The sequence below is a fragment of the Streptomyces sp. NPDC002926 genome (assembly GCF_053591755.1).
Genome location: NZ_JBSFUK010000002.1, coordinates 423,075 through 444,760 on the forward strand (window position 1 = coordinate 423,075; position 21,686 = coordinate 444,760).

General features: G+C 68.2%; 17 protein-coding genes. 5 read left to right on the plus strand and 12 right to left on the minus strand.

Annotation, left to right across the window (positions count from 1 at the left end; genetic code table 11):
* Positions 1–50: 50 nt before the first annotated feature.
* The 5 genes from ACWDZ6_RS05235 to ACWDZ6_RS05255 all read right to left on the minus strand — a co-directional run bounded on the left by ACWDZ6_RS05235 (position 51) and on the right by ACWDZ6_RS05255 (position 5,199).
* Positions 51–347, minus strand: a complete 297-nt coding sequence (locus ACWDZ6_RS05235; RefSeq protein WP_389184983.1) for an antibiotic biosynthesis monooxygenase — start codon at positions 345–347, stop codon at positions 51–53.
* Between the two features lie 90 nt (positions 348–437).
* Positions 438–1,223, minus strand: a complete 786-nt coding sequence (locus tag ACWDZ6_RS05240; protein WP_451501735.1) for a DUF72 domain-containing protein — start codon at positions 1,221–1,223, stop codon at positions 438–440.
* Between the two features lie 110 nt (positions 1,224–1,333).
* Positions 1,334–2,158, minus strand: coding sequence for a glutaminyl-peptide cyclotransferase (locus ACWDZ6_RS05245; RefSeq protein ID WP_451501736.1), 825 nt, complete (start codon positions 2,156–2,158; stop codon positions 1,334–1,336).
* Positions 2,159–2,212: 54 nt separating this feature from the next.
* Entirely contained in the window at positions 2,213–3,817 is a 1,605-nt protein-coding gene (locus ACWDZ6_RS05250; RefSeq protein WP_451501737.1) for a polysaccharide biosynthesis tyrosine autokinase, read from the minus strand.
* Between the two features lie 113 nt (positions 3,818–3,930).
* A complete protein-coding gene (locus tag ACWDZ6_RS05255; RefSeq protein ID WP_451501738.1) occupies positions 3,931–5,199 on the minus strand; it encodes a nucleotide sugar dehydrogenase in 1,269 nt (422 codons plus the stop codon).
* Positions 5,200–5,457: 258 nt separating this feature from the next.
* On the opposite strand from ACWDZ6_RS05255, the gene ACWDZ6_RS05260 reads away from it, so the two are divergent.
* Both ACWDZ6_RS05260 and ACWDZ6_RS05265 read left to right on the plus strand, forming a co-directional pair.
* Positions 5,458–6,528 carry an NAD-dependent epimerase/dehydratase family protein gene (locus tag ACWDZ6_RS05260; protein WP_451501739.1) on the plus strand — a complete coding sequence of 357 codons (1,071 nt, stop codon included), beginning with the start codon at positions 5,458–5,460 and terminating at the stop codon, positions 6,526–6,528.
* Positions 6,516–7,550 (plus strand): MraY family glycosyltransferase, encoded by a 1,035-nt coding sequence (locus ACWDZ6_RS05265; RefSeq protein ID WP_451501740.1) that lies wholly within the window; start codon positions 6,516–6,518, stop codon positions 7,548–7,550. The genes ACWDZ6_RS05260 and ACWDZ6_RS05265 overlap by 13 nt, the downstream gene beginning before the upstream one ends.
* Positions 7,551–7,593: 43 nt before the next feature.
* On the opposite strand, the gene ACWDZ6_RS05270 is transcribed toward ACWDZ6_RS05265, so the two are convergent.
* Positions 7,594–8,571 carry an NAD-dependent epimerase/dehydratase family protein gene (locus ACWDZ6_RS05270; protein ID WP_366734222.1) on the minus strand — a complete coding sequence of 326 codons (978 nt, stop codon included), beginning with the start codon at positions 8,569–8,571 and terminating at the stop codon, positions 7,594–7,596.
* Positions 8,568–9,776 carry a glycosyltransferase gene (locus ACWDZ6_RS05275; RefSeq protein ID WP_451501741.1) on the minus strand — a complete coding sequence of 403 codons (1,209 nt, stop codon included), beginning with the start codon at positions 9,774–9,776 and terminating at the stop codon, positions 8,568–8,570. Before ACWDZ6_RS05275 ends, ACWDZ6_RS05270 begins: the two co-directional genes overlap by 4 nt.
* A gap of 273 nt (positions 9,777–10,049) precedes the next feature.
* Here ACWDZ6_RS05275 and ACWDZ6_RS05280 point away from each other — a divergent pair, with 273 nt between their 5' ends.
* Positions 10,050–10,937 (plus strand): class I SAM-dependent methyltransferase, encoded by an 888-nt coding sequence (locus tag ACWDZ6_RS05280; protein WP_451501742.1) that lies wholly within the window; start codon positions 10,050–10,052, stop codon positions 10,935–10,937.
* Between the two features lie 90 nt (positions 10,938–11,027).
* Here ACWDZ6_RS05280 and ACWDZ6_RS05285 read toward each other — a convergent pair whose 3' ends face one another.
* From ACWDZ6_RS05285 to asnB, 3 genes are all read right to left on the minus strand, one after another.
* Positions 11,028–12,227 carry a glycosyltransferase gene (locus ACWDZ6_RS05285; protein ID WP_451501743.1) on the minus strand — a complete coding sequence of 400 codons (1,200 nt, stop codon included), beginning with the start codon at positions 12,225–12,227 and terminating at the stop codon, positions 11,028–11,030.
* Between the two features lie 141 nt (positions 12,228–12,368).
* Positions 12,369–13,685 (minus strand): lipopolysaccharide biosynthesis protein, encoded by a 1,317-nt coding sequence (locus tag ACWDZ6_RS05290; protein ID WP_451501744.1) that lies wholly within the window; start codon positions 13,683–13,685, stop codon positions 12,369–12,371.
* Positions 13,678–15,597, minus strand: coding sequence for an asparagine synthase (glutamine-hydrolyzing) (asnB, locus tag ACWDZ6_RS05295; protein ID WP_451501745.1), 1,920 nt, complete (start codon positions 15,595–15,597; stop codon positions 13,678–13,680). The genes ACWDZ6_RS05290 and asnB overlap by 8 nt, the downstream gene beginning before the upstream one ends.
* Positions 15,598–16,235: 638 nt before the next feature.
* Between asnB and ACWDZ6_RS05300 the strand changes: the two genes are divergently transcribed.
* Complete coding sequence (locus ACWDZ6_RS05300) at positions 16,236–17,555, plus strand: hypothetical protein (RefSeq protein WP_451501746.1); 1,320 nt, start codon at positions 16,236–16,238, stop codon at positions 17,553–17,555.
* A 126-nt stretch (positions 17,556–17,681) separates the two neighbouring features.
* A complete protein-coding gene (locus ACWDZ6_RS05305) occupies positions 17,682–18,245 on the plus strand; it encodes an arsenate reductase/protein-tyrosine-phosphatase family protein (protein WP_451501747.1) in 564 nt (187 codons plus the stop codon).
* A gap of 16 nt (positions 18,246–18,261) precedes the next feature.
* On the opposite strand, the gene ACWDZ6_RS05310 is transcribed toward ACWDZ6_RS05305, so the two are convergent.
* Both ACWDZ6_RS05310 and ACWDZ6_RS05315 read right to left on the minus strand, forming a co-directional pair.
* Entirely contained in the window at positions 18,262–20,121 is a 1,860-nt protein-coding gene (locus ACWDZ6_RS05310) for a DUF4012 domain-containing protein (RefSeq protein ID WP_451501748.1), read from the minus strand.
* 10 nt (positions 20,122–20,131) lie between these two features.
* Positions 20,132–21,091 (minus strand): LPXTG cell wall anchor domain-containing protein, encoded by a 960-nt coding sequence (locus ACWDZ6_RS05315; RefSeq protein ID WP_451501749.1) that lies wholly within the window; start codon positions 21,089–21,091, stop codon positions 20,132–20,134.
* Positions 21,092–21,686: the final 595 nt, after the last annotated feature.

Sequence of the window (21,686 nt, forward strand, 5' to 3'; positions counted from 1 at the left end):
GGAGAGCGGGAGGCAGTCGGACGTTGCGGCGGCAACGAGCGCCGGTGGTCTCAGGCGGAGCCGACGCCGAGTTCGCGGCCGCGGTAGAAGCCTTCCCGCTCCTCTACGACGTAAGGCGCCATGGCCTCACGCCGCCGCGTCTCCGCCTCGGAGGCCCGCCAGGCGTCGCACGCTTCTCGGGTGTCCCAGAACGACACTCCGGTGATCTCCTGGCCGTCCTCGGACCAGTACGCGAAGGCGCGGCGCAGGCCTTGCGGGGAAGGGGCCGGGCGCCAGGCCCCCTCGAACTCCTCCAACGCGCCCGGCTTGATGCGGCGCGTCGTCACCCAGACGAAATGCTCCTCCATCGCAGCCTCCTCTGGAACGCCGGTTCGACTCGACGGTGCTCTCATCGTAGATCCGTGGCACCGCTCGCGCCCGCTCGGGCTGTGGCCCGCTCAGGACGTGGAACCCGGCGCCGGGGCCACCGGCGTACGGCTCACCGTCCGGCCCGAAGCGGCCGCTGCCCGGGCGAACTTGGCGGCGTCCACGACGGCCGCACCGCCCAGGTCGTTGTTGAAGTACACATACACATCGTCCTCGTCCGGCCAGGCGTCGCGGATACGCCGTGCCCAGGACGTCAGCGCTCGGCGGCCGTAGCGCGGCGCCGGCTCGGCGATGCCGCCGTGAAACCGCACGTATCCCCAGGAGGCGGTACGCCACAGTGGCGTCACCGGGCGGGACCCCCGATCCGCCCAGCACAGTGCGCTGCCATGCCGTTCCAGCACTGCCCGGAGCTCCCTTTCCGCCTCCCACCACGAGGTGTGGCGGAATTCGACGGCCACCCGGACCGTGCCGGGAAAGCAGCTCAGGCAGGCGTCCAGAGCCCCGATGTCCGCCGGGAAGTTGGGCGGCAGCTGCAGCAGTACGGGCCCCAGCCGGTCGCCGATGCCCTCGGTCCGCTCCATCAGCCGGCGCACCGGCTCCTCGGGGTCGTGCAGCCGCTTCAGATGGGTCAGATAGCGACTGGCCTTGACCGCCATGACGAAGCCCTCCGGCGTCCGCTCCCGCCAGGAGGCGAAGACCTCCGTACTGGGAAGCCGGTAGAAGGCGTTGTTGTTCTCCACGGTGGCGAAGTGCCGGGCGTACTCCTGGAGCCACAGCCGCTGCGGCAGCCCCGGCGGATAGAGAACGCCGCGCCAGTCCTTGTACTGCCACCCCGAGGTTCCCACGAGCATGGGCATGATCAGATCCCTGTCCATGTGGCCGAGAAATATCGCGACACACGTGCCTCTCTCCCGGCCTCGGACAGTCCGATGCCGTGCCGCCCGGGCCTCGGGCAGCTCGTGTCGCGTCACTTGGGAACGAAGGCGACCCGGAACATCTTGGGCCACCACTTGCCGGTGAGCAGGAACTGACCGGTCCCGGGAACGGCCGCAATACCGTTGAGGACGTCCGCGCGTCGTTTCTCGGCCGCGCTGAGCAGGGCCGGAGCGTCGATGTCCGCGGTCACCGTGCCGGTGTCGGCGTCGATACGCACAATCCGGTCGGCGGCCCAGACGTTGGCGTACACGGTGTCGCCCACACACTCCAGCTCATTCAGCAGCTTCACGGGCCGCCCACGGTCGGAGACCGTGACCTCCCCTGTCTTCGCCAGCGTTCTGGGGTTCCGGAAAACGAGCCGGGAGGAGCCGTCGCTCGTCACCAGCCGGCCGCGCTGCCGCTGGTGGCACACTCCCCAGCCTTCGTCCCCGTAAGGGACCCGGCGCAACTCGGCCAGCGTCCTCGTGTCCCGTTCGACCGCGATGCCGTTCTGCCAGGTGAGCTGCCACAGAGTGGGCCCCATGACGGTGATTCCCTCGCCGAACAGCGGCGCGGGCAGATCGGCGCGGACCGCGGGAGACCCGCCTGGCGGCCCCGCCCGAACCGATGACTGTCCGGACACTCCCGTGCTCTCGTACAGCTTGCCGCCGGCCATCTCCAGGCCCTGGGTGAAGGCCTTCGGGTCATGGGGCAGTACCTCGACGACCTCGACCCTCAGCTGCTCGACCGCCGCCGAGGCCCGCCCCTGCGTGGCCGGGCCGCGGTCCCCGGCTCCGGCGTCTGTCCCGCACGAGTGGAGGAGCGTCCCACTGACCAGGGCCGCGGCCGCGACGGGTACCACCAGCGAGAGACGCATGAGGTCACACCGGCACCGTGGCCGACAAGAGCGCCTTCGTCCCGCCCGACCGGTTCACAGACGCTCGCTCCCCAGGCGGAGTTGTCCCGGCGCCGCCTCGCCGCCGCCGGGGGGCGAGGCGCTGACCGCATGGGACAGCCCGTCCACGAACACTGGCCGGGTCGCCTGGCTGTACGGTCGCGGCCTGGCCGGAACAGGAGCCCCGTGCCCCCTGGCAGCCGGCCGTCGGCTGGGAACCACCGCCGCCAGGCGCGACGTCACGAGCTCGGCGAGCCGCGTCGTCACTTTCTGCTTCGGCCGGTACTTGTACGAGTAGCCGTATGCGTCGGCCTCTCCTCGTGCCGGAGCGCCATTCATGACCGCCCCCAGCACAGGGACATTGACGCGTTCGAGGATGCGCAGGGCGTCGACGACCTGGCTCCGGCTCGTCCGGCCGGCGCGCGCCACGAGCAGGAAGCCGTCAATGGCGGGTGCCATCGCCGCGGTGTCGGCAAAGGGGAGCACCGGAGGGGTGTCCACCACGACATGGTCGAATTGCTCGGCGAGGGTGCGCAGCAGGGAGCCGAAGTGGCTGCTTCCGAGCAACTGGGTCGGGTTGGGAGGGATCATCCCACTGGTGAGCACGGAGAAGGACCCGGCCGACTGCAGTACCTGATGCACTTCGGCCTGGCCCACCAGAGCTGTGGTGAGCCCGGCGTCCCTGACCAGGCCGAGGGCCGGAGCGATCGAAGGGCGGCGCAGGTCGCAGTCGATCAGGCATACCCTTGCCCCCTCTTCGGCCAGTGTGGCGGCCAGGTTGACCGACACGCTGCTCTTGCCCTCACGGGGCAGCGGGCTGGTCACGGCGATCACCTTCGGCCGCTGGAGCACCTCCGCGAACTGCAGATTGACCCGAAGCTTCCGGAAGCCCTCCGCGCGAGGACCGTGTTTGTCGTCGCGCAGGGAGATCGGCGCCCGTACCGCTCGCGGGTCCTGCACGATGCTGGAGAGCACGGGAGGTCCCCCAGCCGCTGCGAGGCACTCGGCAAGGGCTTTGGGATCACGCATCGAGGTGTCCACCGTCTCCAGTGCGACACCCAGCCCCACCCCGAGAACCAGGCCCAGCGCCAGACCGAGCGCGACATTGAGAGTGGTGTTCGGGGACGAGGGCGCGGACGGCACGGTGGCAGGCTGGGTGACGGTGAGTCGTACCGGGGACGGGGACTTGCTCTTCTCCGGACGTTCCAGCGCCCTGATCACCTGCGCGAAGCGAGCGGCTACCGCGTTGCTCATCCGGGCGGCTCGTAGCGCCTGGGTGTCGGTGACGGTCAGACGGACCAGCACCGTGTTGAGGGGTGCCTCGGCCGTGATCCGCTCAGCCAGCTGGGTCGGCGTGATATCGAGCCGCAGGGACTTCACAACCGGCCCGGTCACCTCCGGGCTGCCCGCCACGTCGGCGTAGGACTGGACTCTGGCCTGGGTGAATGAGTTCCCCTGGATGAGCTGGGACGTGTCGGCACCGCTCTGGAGGGAAGCGAACAGCGTGGTCGTTGCGCGGTACTCAGGAGTGGCGACGGAACTTGTCAGGATGCCTGTCCCCGTCCCCAGCAGAGCCACAACGGCGATGACACGCCAACGGCGGGAAAGGACTCGTAGGTAGTCGCGCAAATCCAAGGCCATCCCCGATCGGAGCGAGTGAATGAACAGTTACGCTAGGACCCCGCCGAGGGAATTGCGGCACATGGCATGCACGCCCGCCTTTTCTTACCCCCAACGGAGTGCAGTGGCGCCCTTCAGAGGCGCTCAACGGTCTCCGAACGGCAGCGATTGCAGGCGTCGAACACGTAGTCGGCCGTGCGTTCCACCATTGCGTAATCGAAGACGTCATGGTCGGTGGCGATGACCACGGCATCGGCTGCCGCGACTTGTTCCTCCGTGAGTTCGACGCACAGGATGTCCTGGGGCAGCCGAAGTGAGTCCACATGCGGTTCCACCGCGAGGACATGAGCGCCCAGTTGCCGGAGTCCGAGAGCGACGGCCACGGAAGGGGACTCCCGGATGTCACCGGTATTCCGCTTGTAGGCGAGCCCGAGGACCAGGACCTGGCTGCCATTGACGGGCTTGCGGCGGCCGTTGAGTCCTCTGGCAACGCGCAGCACCACATGGTCGGGCATATGGCTGTTGATGTCGTTGGCCAGTGTCACGAAGCGGAAGTCGTGCCGAAGCGTCTGCTTGACCTGCCACGACAGATAGGAGGGATCAATGGGCAGGCAGTGTCCTCCGACACCGGGCCCGGGCAGAAAGCGCATGAAGCCGAAGGGCTTGGTCGCCGCCGCGTCGATTACTTCCCAGATGTCGATGCCCAGTGGTTTGCAGAACATCGCAAGCTCGTTGACGAGGGCGATGTTGACATGGCGGAACGTGTTCTCCAGGAGCTTGGTCAGTTCGGCCGTGCGTGGCGAACTCACCGGGACAGTACGCTCCACGATGTCGTCGTAGAACTGCTCGACATGCCGCAGGGAGACGTCGTTCAAACCGGAGATCACTTTCGGGGTGTTCTCCAGCCGCCAGGTCGGATTTCCCGGGTCAATTCGTTCCGGGCTGTATCCCAGGAAGAAGTCCTCGCCCGCCCGGAGCCCGCTGCCCGCCTCCAGGATCGGGGATACCACGTGCTCGGTCGTGCATGGATACGTGGTGGACTCGAGGATCACCGTGGCGTTCGGCCTCAGGTGCTGGGCGACTGCCTGTGCGGCGTTCTCCACGAAACTCAGGTCGGGGACGCCGTCCTTCAGGGGAGTGGGCACCGTGATGACGCAGACATCGAAGTCCACCGCATCGGCGTAATCGGTGCTCAGGGAATAGCGGCCCGAGTTCAGGGCTGCCAGTAGGCGAAGGGACGTCACGTCCTCGGCGAACGACTCGCCGGCGGCGAGTCGCTTGACGCGCATCTCGTCCACATCGAGACCCACGACATTGTGCCCGGCTTCCGCCACACGAATGGCGAGGGGAAGGCCGACGTACCCCTGGCCGACCACTACTACCTTCTTTGTTGCCACCGACACGGTGGGACTCCTCTCTGCTTGCCAAGCAGAATGTTTCGGAGGAATATGCCTGACACTCGCTCGACGCGGCTTCCCGTCCATCTCTTGAGTGACACTCGTCGGGCGAATGGAGTCATGTCGGCCGTCTAGGGGGCACGAATGGGCTAATTGCGGGATTCCATTCATTCTATTTGCGTTATCCCCGGTTATCGTGGCCATGCGTCGCCGGTGCACATGCCTCCGGCAATGCCCCACCCGCAAACATGGAGTGACGGCGTGATGGAACATCCGAAGTACCTGGTCACCGGAGGAGCCGGCTTCATCGGCTCCCATCTCGTCGATGCACTGCTGGCACGTGGTGAGCCGGTCGTCGTACTCGATGACCTCAGCACAGGACGCCCGGAGAACCTTGCGCGGGCGCGCGGGCAGGATAACTTCCAATTCGTCCAGGGCTCCGTACTGGATGCGTCGCTCGTCGACGATTTGGTGCGGGACTGTGATTGCGTGGTGCACCTGGCGGCGGCCGTAGGTGTGAAACTCATCGTCGAACAGCCGCTGAATTCCTTCACCATCAACACCAAAGGCACCGAGACGGTCATCGGGTCCGCTCACCGCTATGACCGGAGAGTAATCCTTGCCAGTACATCGGAGATCTACGGCAAGAACTCCTCCGGACCGCTGAGCGAGACCTCCGACCGCATCCTGGGCAGTCCTTCTGTTCCACGGTGGTCCTACTCCACCGCCAAGGCGGTGGACGAGATCCTCGCCGAGCTGTACCGCCGGGAGTACGGACTGCGTTCCACCATCGTGCGGTTCTTCAACACCGTCGGTCCTCGGCAGAGCCCCGCCTACGGCATGGTCATCCCGAGGTTCGCCCGTCAGGCAGTCCGCGGAGAACCCCTCACCGTCTACGGCACCGGGCAGCAGAGCCGCTGCTTCCTCCATGTCGCGGATGTGGTCGAAGCGCTTCTGTCGCTGATCGACCTGCCGGATTCCGTGGGTGAGACCTTCAACATCGGTAGCGACGAGGAGACCAGCATCCTCGATCTGGCGGAGCGGATCATCGCCCGCGCCAAGAGCAGTTCGTCCGTGCGGCGTCTCTCGTACAGCGAGGCCTACGGACCGGAGTTCGAGGACATGGAGCGTCGCGTCCCCGACACCACGAAGCTGCGGGCCTTCACCCGCTGGCAGCCGCAACGGAACCTCGACGACGTGCTCGCGGACGCCGTCGAGGATGCCCGAAGCGAGGTGAAGCGGCAGGTGCTCGGGCTTGTCGCCGACGGTCAGTCCAAGGGGGACACGGGCAATTCCACCGGTCAGGCCGTGCTGGCGGGTCCATGTCCGGTCTGAGCCCGTGGCTGGTGTCGGCGATCGCGGGGCTGGGAGCTCTCTTCATCGCGGCCCTGCTGACCGAGCCACTGCGGCGCCTGGCCCTGCGACGCGGATACACCGACCAGCCGGACGCACGCAGAGTCCATGTCCGGCCCACGCCCTATCTCGGCGGCATCGCGGTCGCGTTCGCCACCGTGGGCGCCGCGGGTGCGGCGACACTCGCCGTGAATGAGCATGACGCCACGGTCGGCGTCGTGCTCACCTGCGCTGCGCTCATCGCCGTTCTGGGCCTCACCGACGACCTGCGTCAGCTCAGCATCCGTTCTCGTGTCTGTGTCGAGGCGGCGGCAGCCCTGGTGGTGGTGGTGTGGTGCGGCCACCCGGTGCTCTTCGGTACATGGCTCGACGTGGTGATCTCGGTCGCCTGGATCCTCTTCACCACCAACGCGTTCAACCTGCTCGACAACATGGACGGGGTGGTGTCCACGGTGACCGTGGTCACCGCGGGATTCCTCTGCTGCGCCGCTCTCTCCGGCGGCCTGGTGGGCACCGCCTCGGTCATGGCCGCCCTGGCAGGGGCCTGCGCGGGATTCCTCTTCCACAACTGGCACCCGGCGCGGATCTTCCTCGGTGACGCCGGCTCGCTTTTCGTGGGTTTTCTGGTGTCGTCCGCCACGGTGACCCTGCACCGGGACAACTCCGCTCTTTCCGGATACACCAGTCTGTTCCTCATCACCTTGGTCGTCACCGCGGACACCGGCCTGGTCATGGTCGCGCGGCGCAGGGAAGGCAGGCCCGTGCTGCAGGGCGGCCGGGATCACATCGCACACCGGCTCCGGCGCCTCGGTCTGACTGTTCGTCAAGTCGCCGTTGTCATCGGGAGTTTCGCGGCCATGACGTGCCTGACAGCAGTACTCGTCATGTTCAAGGTCCTCCCGCAGAACGCCGTGCTGTTCACGGTGGTCACGGTGACCCTCGTGGCCTGGGGCCTGCTTCTGAGAGTCCCTGTTTACGCGGTAAGAGGGGAAGGACAGAGCTGAGGGGAGCCACGGCGCGTCGCCGTGGCTCCCCTCAGCTCTGTCGTCAGCCCACTTCCACCGTGAGCGGCTTGGCCGGTGGCAGCGCCGCGTACTCGGGCAGGGTACGGAACCAGCGCACGGTCTCGGCCAGTCCGCGGGGCAGCGGCACTTGGGCGACATCGGGGAAGAGCCCGCGCAGCAGACCATCGGCCGCCTGGGAATGGCGGACGTCTCCCACCCTCGCCGCCTCGTGCCGGATGTCGGCAGGCGACCCGACGATTTCCGCGAGCTGCTGGGCGAGATCGATGAGGGGCACCCGCGTACCGAAGGCCAGGTTCACAGGATCGGGGTACGCGACCTTGCGCAGTACGGCGTCGGCCAGCACCCGGACGACGGTTCCGACATAGGTGAAGTCCCGCGTCTGCAGTCCGTCGCCGAAGACCCTCATGGGAGTGCCGCGCAGCAAGGCGTCGATGAAAGCCGGGATCACGGCGGCATAGGCATGGCCGGCCGACTGCAGCGGCCCGTAGACGTTGAAGAACCGGAACGCCAGGGCCCGGAGGTCGAATGAGGCGCCGTAGGCGAGGACATAGGCCTCGGTGGCGAGCTTGCTCGCGGCGTAGGGGCTCATCGGCCGGGTAGGCAGCGCCTCGTGTTTCGGAAGCACGGGAACGGAACCGTAGACCGAGGAGGACGAGGCGGCGACCACCGGGATGCGTGCGCGTCGGCAGGCCTCGAGGACGTACACCGTCCCGGTCGCGTTGACGTGATGACTGGCGACCGGGTCCGCCAGGGAGCGCGGCACGGACGGACGGGCCGCGAGGTGGACGACGGCGTCCATGTCGGCTACGACGCTCTCGAGGATGTCAGGGTCGAGGATGCTGCCCTCGATCAGTTCCGCGTCGACTCCCGCCAGGTTGGCCGCGGAACCTGTGCTCAGGTCGTCCAGAGCGATGACCTTGCCCGCATCCGGACGCGACGCGAGCTCTCGGCAAAGGTTGGCGCCGATGAAGCCTGCGCCTCCGGTAACTAGGACGTTCAACAGTGCTCACCTTTCGAACGGGGTGCGGGCCACCAGCCGCGGGCGACGGCGATGGAGGTGTAGAGAGCCTGCGTGTCGGCCACCAGTCGTTCCTCGCCGAAGCGCTGGGTGGTGAACGTCCGCGCTTGTGTTCCCATCTCGCGGCGCAGTTCGGCGTCGCGCAGAAGGGTCACGGTGTGGCGGGCGAGTTCGCCGGACGACAGTCCTGCCAGGAGCCCCGTCGTTCCGTCCTGTACGACCTCCGCGACGCTGCCGACGTTCGTGGCCACCGCCGGCAGCCCAGCCAGACCGGCCTCGATCAGACTGACCGGCATGCCTTCGTTGTCCGAGGTCAGCAACACCAGGTCGGCCGCCGCGTACACAGTCTCCACGTCTGCGCGCCAGCCGAGCAGATGGAGCGAGTCGCCGAGTTCGGCGACCGCTTCCGGATCCGGCTGGAAGTCGCCCGATCCACACACGACGAAATGCACCCCGGGCACTGCATGGCGGACTTCGCGTGCCACGGCGAGAAATCGGTCGGGTCGCTTGATTCCGGTAATGCGCCCCACATAGGCGACCACGGGACAGTCCTGTGGAAGTCCGAGCAGTCGCCGGGCATCCGCGGGCTCCGGTGCGGTCGCAAGCCTGGTTCCGGGAGGCACGACCGTGAATTGGTTCGCCTTTCCGATGCCGGCGGCGACAAGGTCGTCCCGCACCCGGCTGCCCACGGCGACCAACTTGTCGGAGAGGGCTGCCAGTCCGCGCTCGGCCTGCACGACGACGCGGGTCTTCGCGGGGGAGAAATAGCCGTGCAGGAGATGGCCGTGAAAGGTGTGCACCCTTGAGGGGACACGCGCCAGTACGGCGGCCGCCCGCCCCAGCGCGCCGGCCTTCGCCGTGTGCGTGTGGACGATGTGTGGCCGGAACCGGCGCATGGCTGCCGCCAGTTCGAGCAGGCAGCGCACATCATCCGTGGGCCGCACCGACCGTCCCAGGCCGTCCAGCCGCTGGACCGGCAGGTCGGGTGCCCGCTGATCCAGATAGTCCGCCTCACCCGCACCCACAAGTCCGGCAATCAGACGGTGGTCGAATCGCTCGCTGTCCAGACCTCGCATGAGGGCCGAGACCTGGACGGCCGGACCACCGATATTCATTCGCGTGATGACTCTCATCACGCGCAGGCGTGGGATGCCGAAACCCGTGCTTTGGTACGTAGCGGTCGACATGTGCCAGATATTAAGCCGAACACACTCCGGCATCCGGCAAGGGCGCGAAGTATGTGCCCGCTGCTTTGGGCAACCCGTCCGGAAATATTCCCAGCGGTCGCGCGAGGGCCGCCGGAAGCCGGTATTGGGTCGATTCTCGTATCCCCCGTCGCAGCGTCGAAGCTGTTCTCCCCCGGGTTCTGATATACCGCGTCAGTACGTATGTTTTCTTGCCGGGTTGAGCACGGGGCCGGCTTCTGCAGTGAATGCTCCCAGGAGGAAGGAGACCATGAGGTGATCGACTGCTCCAGCGAGGTAGAGCAGGGCAAGCGTTTCGCCTTCGGCCGCAACTGGCAGGAGTTCAGCCAGCTGGTCGACGAGGACCGTATCGCCGGCGCCCGGGAGTCCATCGTGGCGGCCCTGGGGACCCGCGATCTTGCAGGGCGCTCGTTCCTGGACATCGGCTGCGGCAGCGGGCTGTTCTCGCTCGCCGCACTTCAACTCGGCGCGAGGGTGCACTCCTTCGACTACGATCCCGACGCCGTGGCGACCACCGGGCGGCTGCGCGAGCGTTACGCGCCCGACAGTGACTGGCGGGTGGAGCAGGGTTCGGTGCTGGACTCCTCCCTGATTTCCCGCCTCGGACAGTTCGACATCGTCTACTCCTGGGGAGTGCTGCACCACACGGGCGCCCTCTGGGATGCCCTGGACGCCGCCTGCCGACTGGTAGCCCCCGGTGGGCTGCTGTATGTGTCGATCTACAACGACCAGGGTCTGCGCAGCCGCGCGTGGACACACGTCAAGCGCACGTACAACTCCTCCGGCCCGGCGGCGCGGCGCTTGCTGGTGGCCGGCAGCCGGATGTATCTGCGGGCACCTGGACGCGTGGCCGCCCTGCTGAAGCTGGCCGGGTCGGGACGGCGTCCCGCCGGCGGGCAGGCCCGGCGCGCTCGCGGCATGTCGGCCGAATACGACCTCATCGACTGGGTGGGGGGCTATCCCTTCGAAGTCGCCGCTCCGGAAGAGGTGTTCCGTGTGGGCCGGCGCCATGGGATGGAACTGCGTCATCTCAAGACCTGCGGAGGGGGCCTGGGCTGCAACGAGTACGTCTTCGTCTCGTGTGCCGACCAGGACACGGCGCGGACGTCGTCGGCGGTCCGCAGTGCGACGGCGGTGGCCTGACCGTCCTTCCCGACCGCCGGCCTTCGCGGAAGACCGGCGGCCGTCCGTCCCGGCACCGCCGTCGGTGCCGGGACGGCTGTTCCCCCGCTCTCACCTCGCGGATCTGCGCGCCAGCAGTTCGCGGTACAGGCCGATGTGCCGCTCCACCATGGTGTCCGCGCTCAAGTGCTCAAGGGCCCACTGCCGGGCAGCGTTCCCGAGTCGTGCGGCGGCGGCGCCGTCGGTGAGCATCCAGTCCAGACCTTGCGCCAGGGCCTCGGTGTCTGCCGGGGGCACCAGCACACCTCGGTCCCCCAGCAACTCCGGTGTTCCGCCGACGGCGGTGGCAACTACGGGCCGGCCGACCGCCATGGCCTCCATGACCGCGTTGCTCAGGCCCTCCTCCAACGAGGGCAGCACGACGACGTCCGCCCGGGCGAGGAAGGCGGGCACATCCGTGCGATGGCTCAGAAAGCGCACGTCGATGCCCAGCCGGTCGGCCTGCTGTTGCAGAGGGATCCGCTCGGGTCCTTCACCGATCAGCACGAGGGTGCAGAGCTGCCCCCGCTGCCGCAGCCGGCCCACGGCGTCGAGCAGATACTGGTGGCCCTTGTACTTGCGCAGGTTGGCCACGCACAGCACGACCGGCAGGTCCGATGTCACCTCAGCCGGGGCGACCGTCCGAAAATCCCGCTCTTCCATCCCGTTGTGAATGACGCCGATCCTGTCCTGTGACAGGCCCTCCTGCCGCCGGGCGTCCTCGGCCACGGCGTGTGCATTGGCCACGACGAAGTCGGTCATCCCGGTGGCGACCCGCTCCACGGCCAGCATTCCACGGCGTCCCTCCTTGAACGTGCCCAGACTGCGCCGCCCCGCCACGCACACCGGGACCCGTGCGATGCGAGCTGCGGGAGCCGCCGCGATGTAGCAGTGGAACAAGTAGGCGTGCAGGACCTGCGGCCGCGTGCGCCGCAGATGTGCCACGAGCCTGGCGTACGCCTTCACGTCCGCCACGGTCCCTTCCACGGCGCCCCGGAGATCGACCCATGGCCGGGCGATTCCGCGGCATCCCAGGCCGAGCACCTTCACCCCGGAACCGGACAGCTCTGCCATGCGCGGGCCACGTTCGGACAGCAGCAGCAGTGAGGTCTCGATGCCTCGGTCGGCCAGACCCCGCGCCAGCATCACGATCTGTTTCTCCGCACCACCCAGCCCCAATTGCCCGATCATCAGACAGACTCGGGAAAGCTTGGTATCGGCGGCGGCATCGCCGGCGTCCGGTACGGCTCTGGCGTCGCGGCATCCAGTCACCGATATCAGCTCCATCCAGCCGGCGGTTCAGGCACGACACGGCGTGCTTTCTTTCTTGTCCAGGCTCTCAGCACTCTTTGCGTCGCTGTCAACCGCGACGCGCGTCGGACGGGTGATGGCACGGCAACCGGGCCGGGGTGGCTATCCGGGCGGCACGGAGGCCACAGCCGGCTTGCCCGGCACGCACCGGCGCACGGCGGCGAGGAGCACGAGCAGATCCGCGGCCGCGGGGAGCAGACTCCTGGCGCGGATGCCCGTCACCCTGGTGAACAGCCGCGTCTGAAGAGCGCCCAGCAGTACGTATGCCAGCGAGGAGGCCACGGCACAGCCGGCCGCGCCCCACACGGGAATCAGCATCAGGTTCAGTGCGATGTTGACCGACAGGGCGATCACGGACGGGACGACAACCAGCTTCGCGCGGCGCAACCGCAGCAAGTAGGTGCTCGGCAGCCGGCTCGCCCCCAGAGCCATGACGCCGGGAGCCAGCAGCATCACGAGCGGCACCGCATCCGTGTACGCCGCGCCGTACACGGCGAGAACCAGCACCGGCGCGGCGAGCGTCAGCACCAGCGCCGCGGCCAGCCCCAGCAGGACCGCGTACCGGGTGATCCGCACCGTGATGTCGGCCGACTCGGTGTCGCTGGAGTTGAACTGGCGTTTCAGCATCACCTGGGACACGACATCCGCCAGCATGCGGCTGTACCCGGCGAGGCCGACCGCCAGCGAATAGATGCCCACCTCGCGTGCGCCCGCGAAGGCGCCGAGCAAGTAGATGTCCGCGTTCATCAGAAGGAACACCGAGGCAGGTCCCAGGTGGTACCGGGCACCGGTGGCCACCGTCGTACGCGCCAGTTCCACATCCCGGCGGCGTCCCGCGATCGCGCCCGCCGCGCTGAACACCACCAGCGGGACACTCCCGGCGGCGATCCAGACGGCCAGCGCCGCCACGACGCTGAACCGCTCAACGGCCACCAGGGCGACGACAGCGGCGCATTGGACGACCGCGGCGGTCAGCATCGACCAGTTCGCCACCTGCACCCGCCCCCGCAGCAGGGCCACGTTGCCCGCGTAGTTCGACGCGATGCCGAGCGGAACGCTCAGGCAGGCCACGATGACCAGGTAGAGCCCCGGCAGGTGCAGGGTTTCGGGGCCGATCACGGCCACCACGGCCACCCCCGCAAGCCCGCTGAGCGTCCCGAGCGCGAGCCCGAGCGGCACACAGTTACCGGCGAGCGCATCCCGCCGCCCGGCGTCCGTCCACAGCGCGCTCTGCGCCTGCTCGCCCGACAGATGCCCCAGCATGGTGGCGGTGGTGGCCACGGTGACCGCCATGTAGTAGATCCCGCGGCCCTCCGGCTGCAGCGACCGGGCGATGACAGCACTGGTGAGCACGGACATCACCAGGCACGCGGCCCGGCTGCCCAGTATGCCGAGCACCTGCCGCGCGGTGTCAGCCACAGTGCCCCTGGGCGGGTTGGGAAACAGCGCACGCGGTGTCCCAGGACTGTTCGGCGCATGTGCGTTGCCACAGCTCGAACTGCAGCAGGGACCACAGCAGATTGGAACGGTCGCGTCCCTCGGAATGGTCCTGCAGCAGTCCTCGGACGACATCGGGCCGGAACAGGCCGCGGGCGCGAGCGGTGTGGTCGGTCAGCAGATCGTGGGCCAGCGGCCGCAGTTCGCAGCGAAGCCAGTCCGCCAGCGGCACCCCGAAGCCGGCCTTGGGCCGGTGGAGGAGCTCGGACGGCAGCCACGGCACCATGGCCTTCTTCAGCAGCGCCTTGGTCACCTGGCCGTCGACCTTCCACCCGCCCGGCAGGCCCGCGGCCCACTCCATCAGATGATGGTCCAGGAACGGGGAACGGGCCTCCAGCGAGTGAGCCATGGTGGTGATGTCCACCTTCACGAGCAAGTCCCCCGGCAAGTACGTGTTGACGTCGACGTCCATCAACCGGTTGACGTCCTCGTCGGCAGCAGAAGTGTCGAACACGTGCCTGATCAGGTCGTTGCTGTCGATACCGGCGACCTGCTCGTGCTGCGCATCGGTATACAGGGCGTTCTTGCCCTCGCCGGAGAAGTGGGACATGAGGCTGGCGTAGCGGTGCTGAGGCGTCTCACCCAGCAGCCGGATCCCTCGGCCGACTCTGCGCAGCCGGGGGGTGGTGTCCGCCTGCGCCAGCGCGGAACCGATACGGTCCAGCACGCCGCGCAGCCGCTTCGGGGGCTGCATCCGCCCCACTCTCTTCATGAACGCGTAGCGCCGGTAGCCCCCGAAGCATTCGTCCCCTCCGTCGCCGTTGAGCACGACCGTCACATGCCGACGGCTCAGCTCGGCCACGAAGAAGGAGGGAATGGCGGACGAGTCGGCGAACGGCTCGTCGAAATGCCGGGCCACGGTGGGCAGCACTTCCAGCGCGGACGACCCGACGACCACGAACTCGTGGTGGTCGGTTCCATAGCGCCGAGCCACGGATGCCGCGTAGGACCGCTCGTCGTACCGCTGATCGTCGAATCCGATGCAGAAGGTCTTCACCGGCCGGTCACTGAGCCGGGCCATCGCGGCCACGACCGCGGAGGAGTCGATGCCGCCGGACAGAAACGCCCCCAGTGGACGCTCACTGACCATGCGGACCCGTGTGGCATCCAGCAGCAACTGCCGCGCTCGCTCGGCCGCCTCCCGCTCGCTGCCCATCGGTCGCGGCGTGAAGTCCAGCTTCCAGTAGCGCCGCAGGCGGGCCTCGCCGTCCTGCCACACCAGCAGGTGACCCGGTGGCAGCTTGCGGATGCCGCGGTAGATCGACCACGGAGCCGGTACGTACTGGTAGGTCAGATAGTGATGCAGGGCCACCGGGTCCAGCTCCCGGGACACCGACGGATCGGCCACCAGAGCCTTGAGCTCCGATGCGAACGCCAGTGAGGCCCCGGCCTGCCGGTAGTACAGCGGCTTCTTGCCCACCCGGTCCCGTGCAAGGAGCAGCCGTCGTCGTGCCGCGTCCCAGATGGCGAAGGCGAACATGCCGCGCAGGTGCTCGACCAGGTCCTCGCCGTGGTCCTCGTAGAGGTGGACCAGTACTTCGGTGTCGCTGCCGGTGGTGAAGCGGTGCCCGCGCGCGACCAACCGGTCCCGCAGCTCAACGAAGTTGTAGATCTCGCCGTTGAAGACCGCCGCGACGGTGCCGTCCTCGTTGTAGACCGGCTGGTCGCCGCCGGCCACATCGATGATGGCGAGCCGGCGCATTCCCAGCGCGGCGTGGGCGTCGACGTGGTATCCCTCTCCGTCGGGTCCCCGATGGGCGATGAGGCGGCACATCTCCTTTACGTGGCCGGGGTCGGGCGGGCTGGTCGACACGATTCCGGCTACTCCGCACATAAGAACTCCCAGTGTGATGCACCGTCAGATGACCGGTCCGCCAACATCGCCACCCTCTTCTTGCCGGTGCACTGCTTCGCGGGCTGACCGCCAAAGTCTGATGCATACCACATAGATATGGACATTTCGCCTAGCCTCGCTCACTCGTGGAACGCCCCTCCCTTCGGGAATCAGCACCGTGTGCTCTGATCCGGTGACCCGTTCCCTTTGTCGCCGCCGGCAGCGTGGCCCCGCCCGGACGGCGGGCTGTCGTCATGCCGGTGACACGGCTCGTGTCCGTATGTCCGCGAGTTCGCTGCCATGGCTCCCGCACCCCGAACTCCCTGGGGTGGCGCAGTGCCGCTGGAACACGCGGGATACCGAAGAACGGCACAAGCGGAATCAACCACGCGGCAAAGCCGGTGATTTCTCGAAGCTCGGGCCGCACTCCCGCGGCCGAATTCACGGAGCAATTTCGTGAGGGCGACACGGGACGTCAGCGGGGACCTCGGAACTTCTCGCTGTAATCTCATGGCCTGTGGCCGACTCGCCCTGCCGGGGATTTACCGCTCGGGTCGTGCACGCACGCAATGGGGTGGGACAGAGTCCCCAGGTGCCGGTATGCGCCACGCGGGCAGATCGAAAGAGGCCGCTTGACCATGCGCGCATCGACTGTGCTCAGGACACGTGCAGTTGCTCCTTCCTCGACCCCCGACGGTCCGCGCAGTCCGCTCTGGGGCGCCCTCGCGGTATTCGCACCGGCGGCGATTCTCCACGTCGGTGTTGTGCTGGTCGTTCACGCGCAGACCAACGGTGACGCGCTCTTTCCCGATGCGCGGGGCTACGAGTCGGCCAGCGACGCGATTGCCGCGGCCTGGCGCAATGGCAGCCCCTTGGAGACGCGCGGTCTGTCAGGGCTGGTCGGTTCCACGGTGTGGGGCTACCCGGCGGTCATGGCCGTGTGCAGGCTCATGACCGGTGGCGGGTGGCTTGCTGCCAAGACGGTTCTGGCTCTTCTCGCGGCCACCGGCGCGGTCGCCGCCTACGGGCTGGCCCTCAGCTCCCGGCGGGGCCGTAAGCGCGCCGCCGCCGTCGGACTGATGGTGGGCGCGAGTCCGTCACTCCTGCTGTGGGACGCCTGGGGCCTGAAGGACGGGCTGATCACCAGCATCGTCCTGTGGTCCCTGCTCGTACAGACCCGGGCGCGCTTCTCGTTCGCCTGCGTCAGCACGATGCTGGGCATCTACGCATGTCTCTACCTGAGACCCGCGGCAGCGCTGTTTCTCGCGGTCGCCCTGGTTGCCCGGGTGAGATTCCGTCGCGAGTACCTGGCCGGTTCCCTGATTGTCGCAGGGGCTGCCGCCCTCTTCATTCTTCCTCGACTGATGACGCTCATCGGTCTCCTGGACAGTCTGGAGATCCACGACGGGACCCGTCTCGCCTTCGCCGGGGGATACGGCTCCCAGAACCTGCTGAGTCATCCGCAGTACCTGGTGACCCTGCTGCTCGGGCCGTTCCCCTGGGAATTCGGGCCGGAGACCGCGGTCCCGGAACGCTGGCTCTATCTCGGCACCATCATCTGGATCGGCTCCCTTTTCCTTGCCCCCGCCGCGTTGCGCAGGGCATGGGCGGACACCACGGGGGTCGGCCGTACCGCTGTCCTGGGGGCGTCCGCATACGTCGTCGCCTATCTCGCCACTTTCGGCGGAGCTTTTTACCGGCAGCGTTCCCTGCTCGAATGCACGCTGCTCATTCTGGTCGTGCTCTACCTCCCCCTCTCTCCGGCCAGGGCCATGATGCGGGTCCATGTGTGGCTTGCCGTCATCGCCGCCGTGGCCGTTGTGCACAGCCCACACCTCACGCCCACGATGTGGAGCAAGTGGCTGGCTGTTTGCGTCATGGGTCTGGTTGTTGCTCTGGCATTGATGTACGGCCTCCGGCAGGGTGCGGCACGTCGATTTCGTGAACGCCGTACGTAGACACGCTCCCGAAAGGATCGCTCGGTGCTGGATTCCTGTCCGAATCCCCGCCCTCTCCGCGGTTCGCCATCCGCGAGTGCGCTCGCTCAACCGCCGGGGGGTGAGGCGGTGATCCACCGCTCACCCGTGCGTGAGCCGTTCCGTGTGCTCGTCGTCTGCACCGGGAATCTGCACCGCTCGCCACTGGCAGAACGTCTGCTGGCCTTCCGACTGGCGCCGGCCCGTGGCAAGTTCCAGGTGTCGAGCGCGGGAACCGCCGCGGTGAACGGCACACCGATGGACCCGGCCGCGGCCTCCCTGCTCACTGAGATGGGCGCCGATCCGACCGGAGCCGCCGCCCGACGGCTCACGGCGGGCGTCGTGGGTGACGCGGGGCTGGTTCTGGGCGCCGCGACGGAGCACCGTGAGGCAGCGGTACGACTCCGCCCGGTGCACGGCCTCGGACGCGCCTTTACGCTGCGGGAGTTCGCCCGGCTGCTTCACGAGGATGACGCGGCCGGTCTGACCGACCCTGCCGAGCGGGCCGCGGCCCTGACCAGAGGGGCCGCGGTCCGGCGGGGAGCGAGCGGCGGCCGATCGTGGGACGACGACCTGGTCGACCCGTACGGTGCTCCCGAACCAGAGGCAAGAGCCTGCGCCGCTCGTATCAAAGAAGCCGTGGAACGGATCGCGGCAGTGGTGCTGGGCTGACCGGCAGGGTCCCCGCTCAGTCTCCTTGGCAGCCCGAGGACGGGCGCACCGTGGCCCGCAGCGGGCGCGGCAGGCGTTGGTGCAGCACGGTGGGCGCCCGGTCGGCGGGGGGCTCCAGCAGGTGCAGCACCACCGTGCGGCTGCTGCCCGCGGGTAGCTCGACGTCGAACGTGTACACCGGATGTCCGCGCTCGACGCCCGGCGACATAAAAGCCGTCTGCCCGTCAATGGTCGCCCTCTTCAGACTCGCCCCGGCGGTCGCGTAGTAGGAGACCAGCAGGCGATTGTCACCCGCATGCGTCGCGTAGGAGGGCTTGTCCATACGGGTGGTGACGTATGTGGGAAGTCCGGAGGGCGGTGCGTGGTTGGCGAGGACCGCTTTGACGGTGACCTCGCGGCCCTCGGCGGTACAGCGGCCGGGGTACCACTCCAGAGTGCGGTCGAGGTAGTAGTCCAGCTTGGTGCCCGCGCCGTTGTTGACCACCAGCCCGGCGTAGGGCTCCGGGCTCTGCGGCAAGGAGCCGCCGACCGGACGGGATTCGAGCTCCCGCTGCTCATTCGGGTGGGCGCTCCAGACGGTCATCTGCCCGTTGCCCAGCACGTCGTAGAGGCCGAGGAGCAGCGCGGGCCGCAGTTGGGGATCGTCGGCGGCGGTCAGCAGGCGCCCGGCGGCGGCGCGGGCCACGTCCAGCAGGAAAGCCTTGCGCTTGAGCGGGTCCGCGTACGACATGTAGTTGGTGCGCTCACTGATGTCCACCACGTTGTCCGCGGAGACGACTGTGCCGTCGGTCGTGCGCGCCTGCCCGGAAGCTGCGAGCAGCCGGGCCAGCGCGCCCGGATCCAGTGCGAGTACGCCATCGACACGCTCACCGCTCTTGTCGAGCCAGGCGGCCGACCAGATGCGCGCGGCGTACGGGAAGTGCGGGCTCAGATTGGAGTTGGGCCACGTGTTCACCGCGTCGTTGCGTCCGTACATGGTGGTGAACTCGGCACCGAGGTCCACCTTGGGGCGAGCGCTCACCATCGCGCCGTCGTGCCCGAACTCCGTCAGCGTGAGCTTGCCCCTGTCGGCGGTCATCGTGGCGTAGGCACCGGGCATTCCACCGGTGCCACGTGCTTCCGCGGGGTTCTGGAACACCACGAAGTAACGCCGCGGACCGTCCGCACCCAGCATCTGCGGCAGGAGTCGGGCGCCGGTGGCGGCGTCCTCCACGGCGGGCCCGATCCGGTCCAGCCGGCTGAGGAGTTGGTCTCGGACCCGGTCCACGGCGGGCAGCCAGGTGCGGCTGGGCAGGCCGCGCGTCTCCGTACGAGCCGCGGCCGTCTGCCGTGAGGCCTGTTCGAGAGCCGGGGCGGCTTTGCTCAGTTCGGCGAGGTTCAGGTGGCCGCCACCGGCGCCCGCGATGTTGGCGAGGTTGCCGGCGGCGCTCACCAGGGCAGGCAGTACCTGGCCGGTCAGCCGGTCGACGGCCTTGGCCGTGCCGCGGACGGTCTCGAGAGGGCCTCCGGCGAGGGGCACATGCGCGGCCACGGACCAGGCGGGTCCGCCGGTGAGCCGGTGCGCCCGAGCAGCGTGCGCCGCAGCGGAACGGGCCGCCGCGTCGGTGCGTGCCCTGCGGTCCGTGGCGCCCCCCGCCGCCGAGGCCGGCGAGGCGGGAGCCGTCACGGTGTTCCGCAGTGTCTCCAGGTCGTTCCGGGCCGCGAGCAGCTCGCTACGGGCGTACAGGCCCGTGACGAGCACCCAGCATGAACCGGCGAGGAGGAAACCTGCCGCCACCCACATCACCGGCCTGGTGCGACGGTGGCTCCGTCGCACCAGGCCGGTGAAGCGGGACAGAACGGAGCTGTCCGAGAGTGTGTGGATGATCCACGGCATCGTTGGTCTCTCAGCCGCGCTCAGCGTCAGTACGCCGACGCCTGGCGATCACCAGCGACCCTCCACCGAGAAGCACCAGGCCACCTGCCGCGCTGAGCAGCGCCAGCGTTGCATCCGAGGAACCGGTGTCCGCGAGGCCCGAGGATTCGTTGTCGTGACCGGAGGAACCGTTGCCATATCCGGAGTCGGAGGAGTGTCCATCCTCGTTCCCGTGTCCGGGTCGTCCGTTCCCGTTCCCGTCGCCGTCGCCGTCGCCGTCGCCGTGGCCGTTCCCGTTCCCGTGGCCGTTCCCGTCGCCGTGACCGTCGCCGTCGCCGTCGCCGTCGCCGGGTCGGCCTCCGTCACCGTCACCGTCACCGTCGCCGGGTCGTCCGGGACCGTCGCTGGGCGATTGGGTCGCGTTACCGTCACCGGGGTCACAGGAAACGGTCACCTGAGCGGACAGCGTAAGTCCGGATGTCTGGCCGACGAGTTGGTACTGGTAGCTGCCCGCTCGGACGCCTGCGGGGATGGTGATCCGTCCCGTCACAGTCCCGTTGGCGTCGGCGGTGAAGGTGCCGAGCACCACGATGCCCCCGCTTCCCTCACTTTCGCAGTCTCCCCCGTCGTGGTGGCCCTTGGGTGTGGCGGTCGCGGTCGTGGTCGCGGACGCCGACGCGGACGCCGACGCGGACTCAGTGGGCTTTGGATACTTGGGCATTGACCTCAGCGCGGTGGTGGCCGCGGCTCCACCGGCGGCGGCAGCACCGGTGTTGGGGACAAGGCGGACGACAACCTGCTCGCCCGGCTGGAAGCCGGTCCCCGTGTGGTTGATCGCATCACCGGAGGACACGGTGTTGTCGTCGATAACAAGACCGGGAGCTGGTGGGTACTGTGCGAACGCCGGTTCGGCGGCCACCAGTGGAGCAGCGGCAATCAGGCATGCGGTGGCGACGGCCATGGCGACACGCCGTCCAGAACGTCTGGGCATCGGTTCGGGCTCCTTCGGAAGGCGCTTGATGAGTGATCGTTCGTTGTTGTCGGGACGGGAGATTCGAGCGATCGGTGCCGGAGAGGCCGTGGGGGGTGTTTCAGGCCGTGGCTCCGTGGCCGGCTATGCGGCCACAGCGTGGGGTGTGGCGGCCCGACGACCGCGCCGTACTCGTCGCGATCTTGTTGGTAGCGGCCGCCTCCGAAAGTGCCTGGCGGCAACTCCCGCCGGTCTTCGGCGCTTTTTGGCGGCCCCGGTGCGAAATCGAATCGGTCCGTGTTCGCGCACTCCAAGGGCGCACAATGGCGTGGGTGAACAGTTCCGCCTTCTTCACCACCTCTTCCAACATCGCGCTGATCACTCCTTGCCTCAATCGGCACTGCCACCGGTCTCTGCCACCACCGAATGCACGACTCGGACGACTTCCGGGCCAGGACTCATCGGCCGGCAAGGCCATTGACCGAAATCAAGCAACAGGATCCATAGACGTGGGTGGCTCCGGCAAAACAGGCTCACCATGTGCTCCACAGGACGGCGCAGTGGTTGCACTCATGTGGCCCTCAGCGTTCGCGGCCGCGGCCTGATTCTGGTGCGG

Excerpts from the sequence above, each read along its gene's own strand:
- ACWDZ6_RS05260 (WP_451501739.1), top strand. The coding sequence starts at position 5,458 with ATGGAACATCCGAAGTACCTGGTCACCGGAGGAGCCGGCTTCATCGGC.
- ACWDZ6_RS05245 (WP_451501736.1), bottom strand. The coding sequence starts at position 2,158 with ATGCGTCTCTCGCTGGTGGTACCCGTCGCGGCCGCGGCCCTGGTCAGT.
- ACWDZ6_RS05265 (WP_451501740.1), top strand. The coding sequence starts at position 6,516 with ATGTCCGGTCTGAGCCCGTGGCTGGTGTCGGCGATCGCGGGGCTGGGA.
- ACWDZ6_RS05250 (WP_451501737.1), bottom strand. The coding sequence starts at position 3,817 with ATGGCCTTGGATTTGCGCGACTACCTACGAGTCCTTTCCCGCCGTTGG.
- ACWDZ6_RS05315 (WP_451501749.1), bottom strand. The coding sequence starts at position 21,091 with ATGCCCAGACGTTCTGGACGGCGTGTCGCCATGGCCGTCGCCACCGCA.
- ACWDZ6_RS05310 (WP_451501748.1), bottom strand. The coding sequence starts at position 20,121 with ATGCCGTGGATCATCCACACACTCTCGGACAGCTCCGTTCTGTCCCGC.
- ACWDZ6_RS05235 (WP_389184983.1), bottom strand. The coding sequence starts at position 347 with ATGGAGGAGCATTTCGTCTGGGTGACGACGCGCCGCATCAAGCCGGGC.
- ACWDZ6_RS05275 (WP_451501741.1), bottom strand. The coding sequence starts at position 9,776 with ATGTCGACCGCTACGTACCAAAGCACGGGTTTCGGCATCCCACGCCTG.
- asnB (WP_451501745.1), bottom strand. The coding sequence starts at position 15,597 with ATGTGCGGAGTAGCCGGAATCGTGTCGACCAGCCCGCCCGACCCCGGC.
- ACWDZ6_RS05300 (WP_451501746.1), top strand. The coding sequence starts at position 16,236 with ATGCGCGCATCGACTGTGCTCAGGACACGTGCAGTTGCTCCTTCCTCG.
- ACWDZ6_RS05240 (WP_451501735.1), bottom strand. The coding sequence starts at position 1,223 with ATGCCCATGCTCGTGGGAACCTCGGGGTGGCAGTACAAGGACTGGCGC.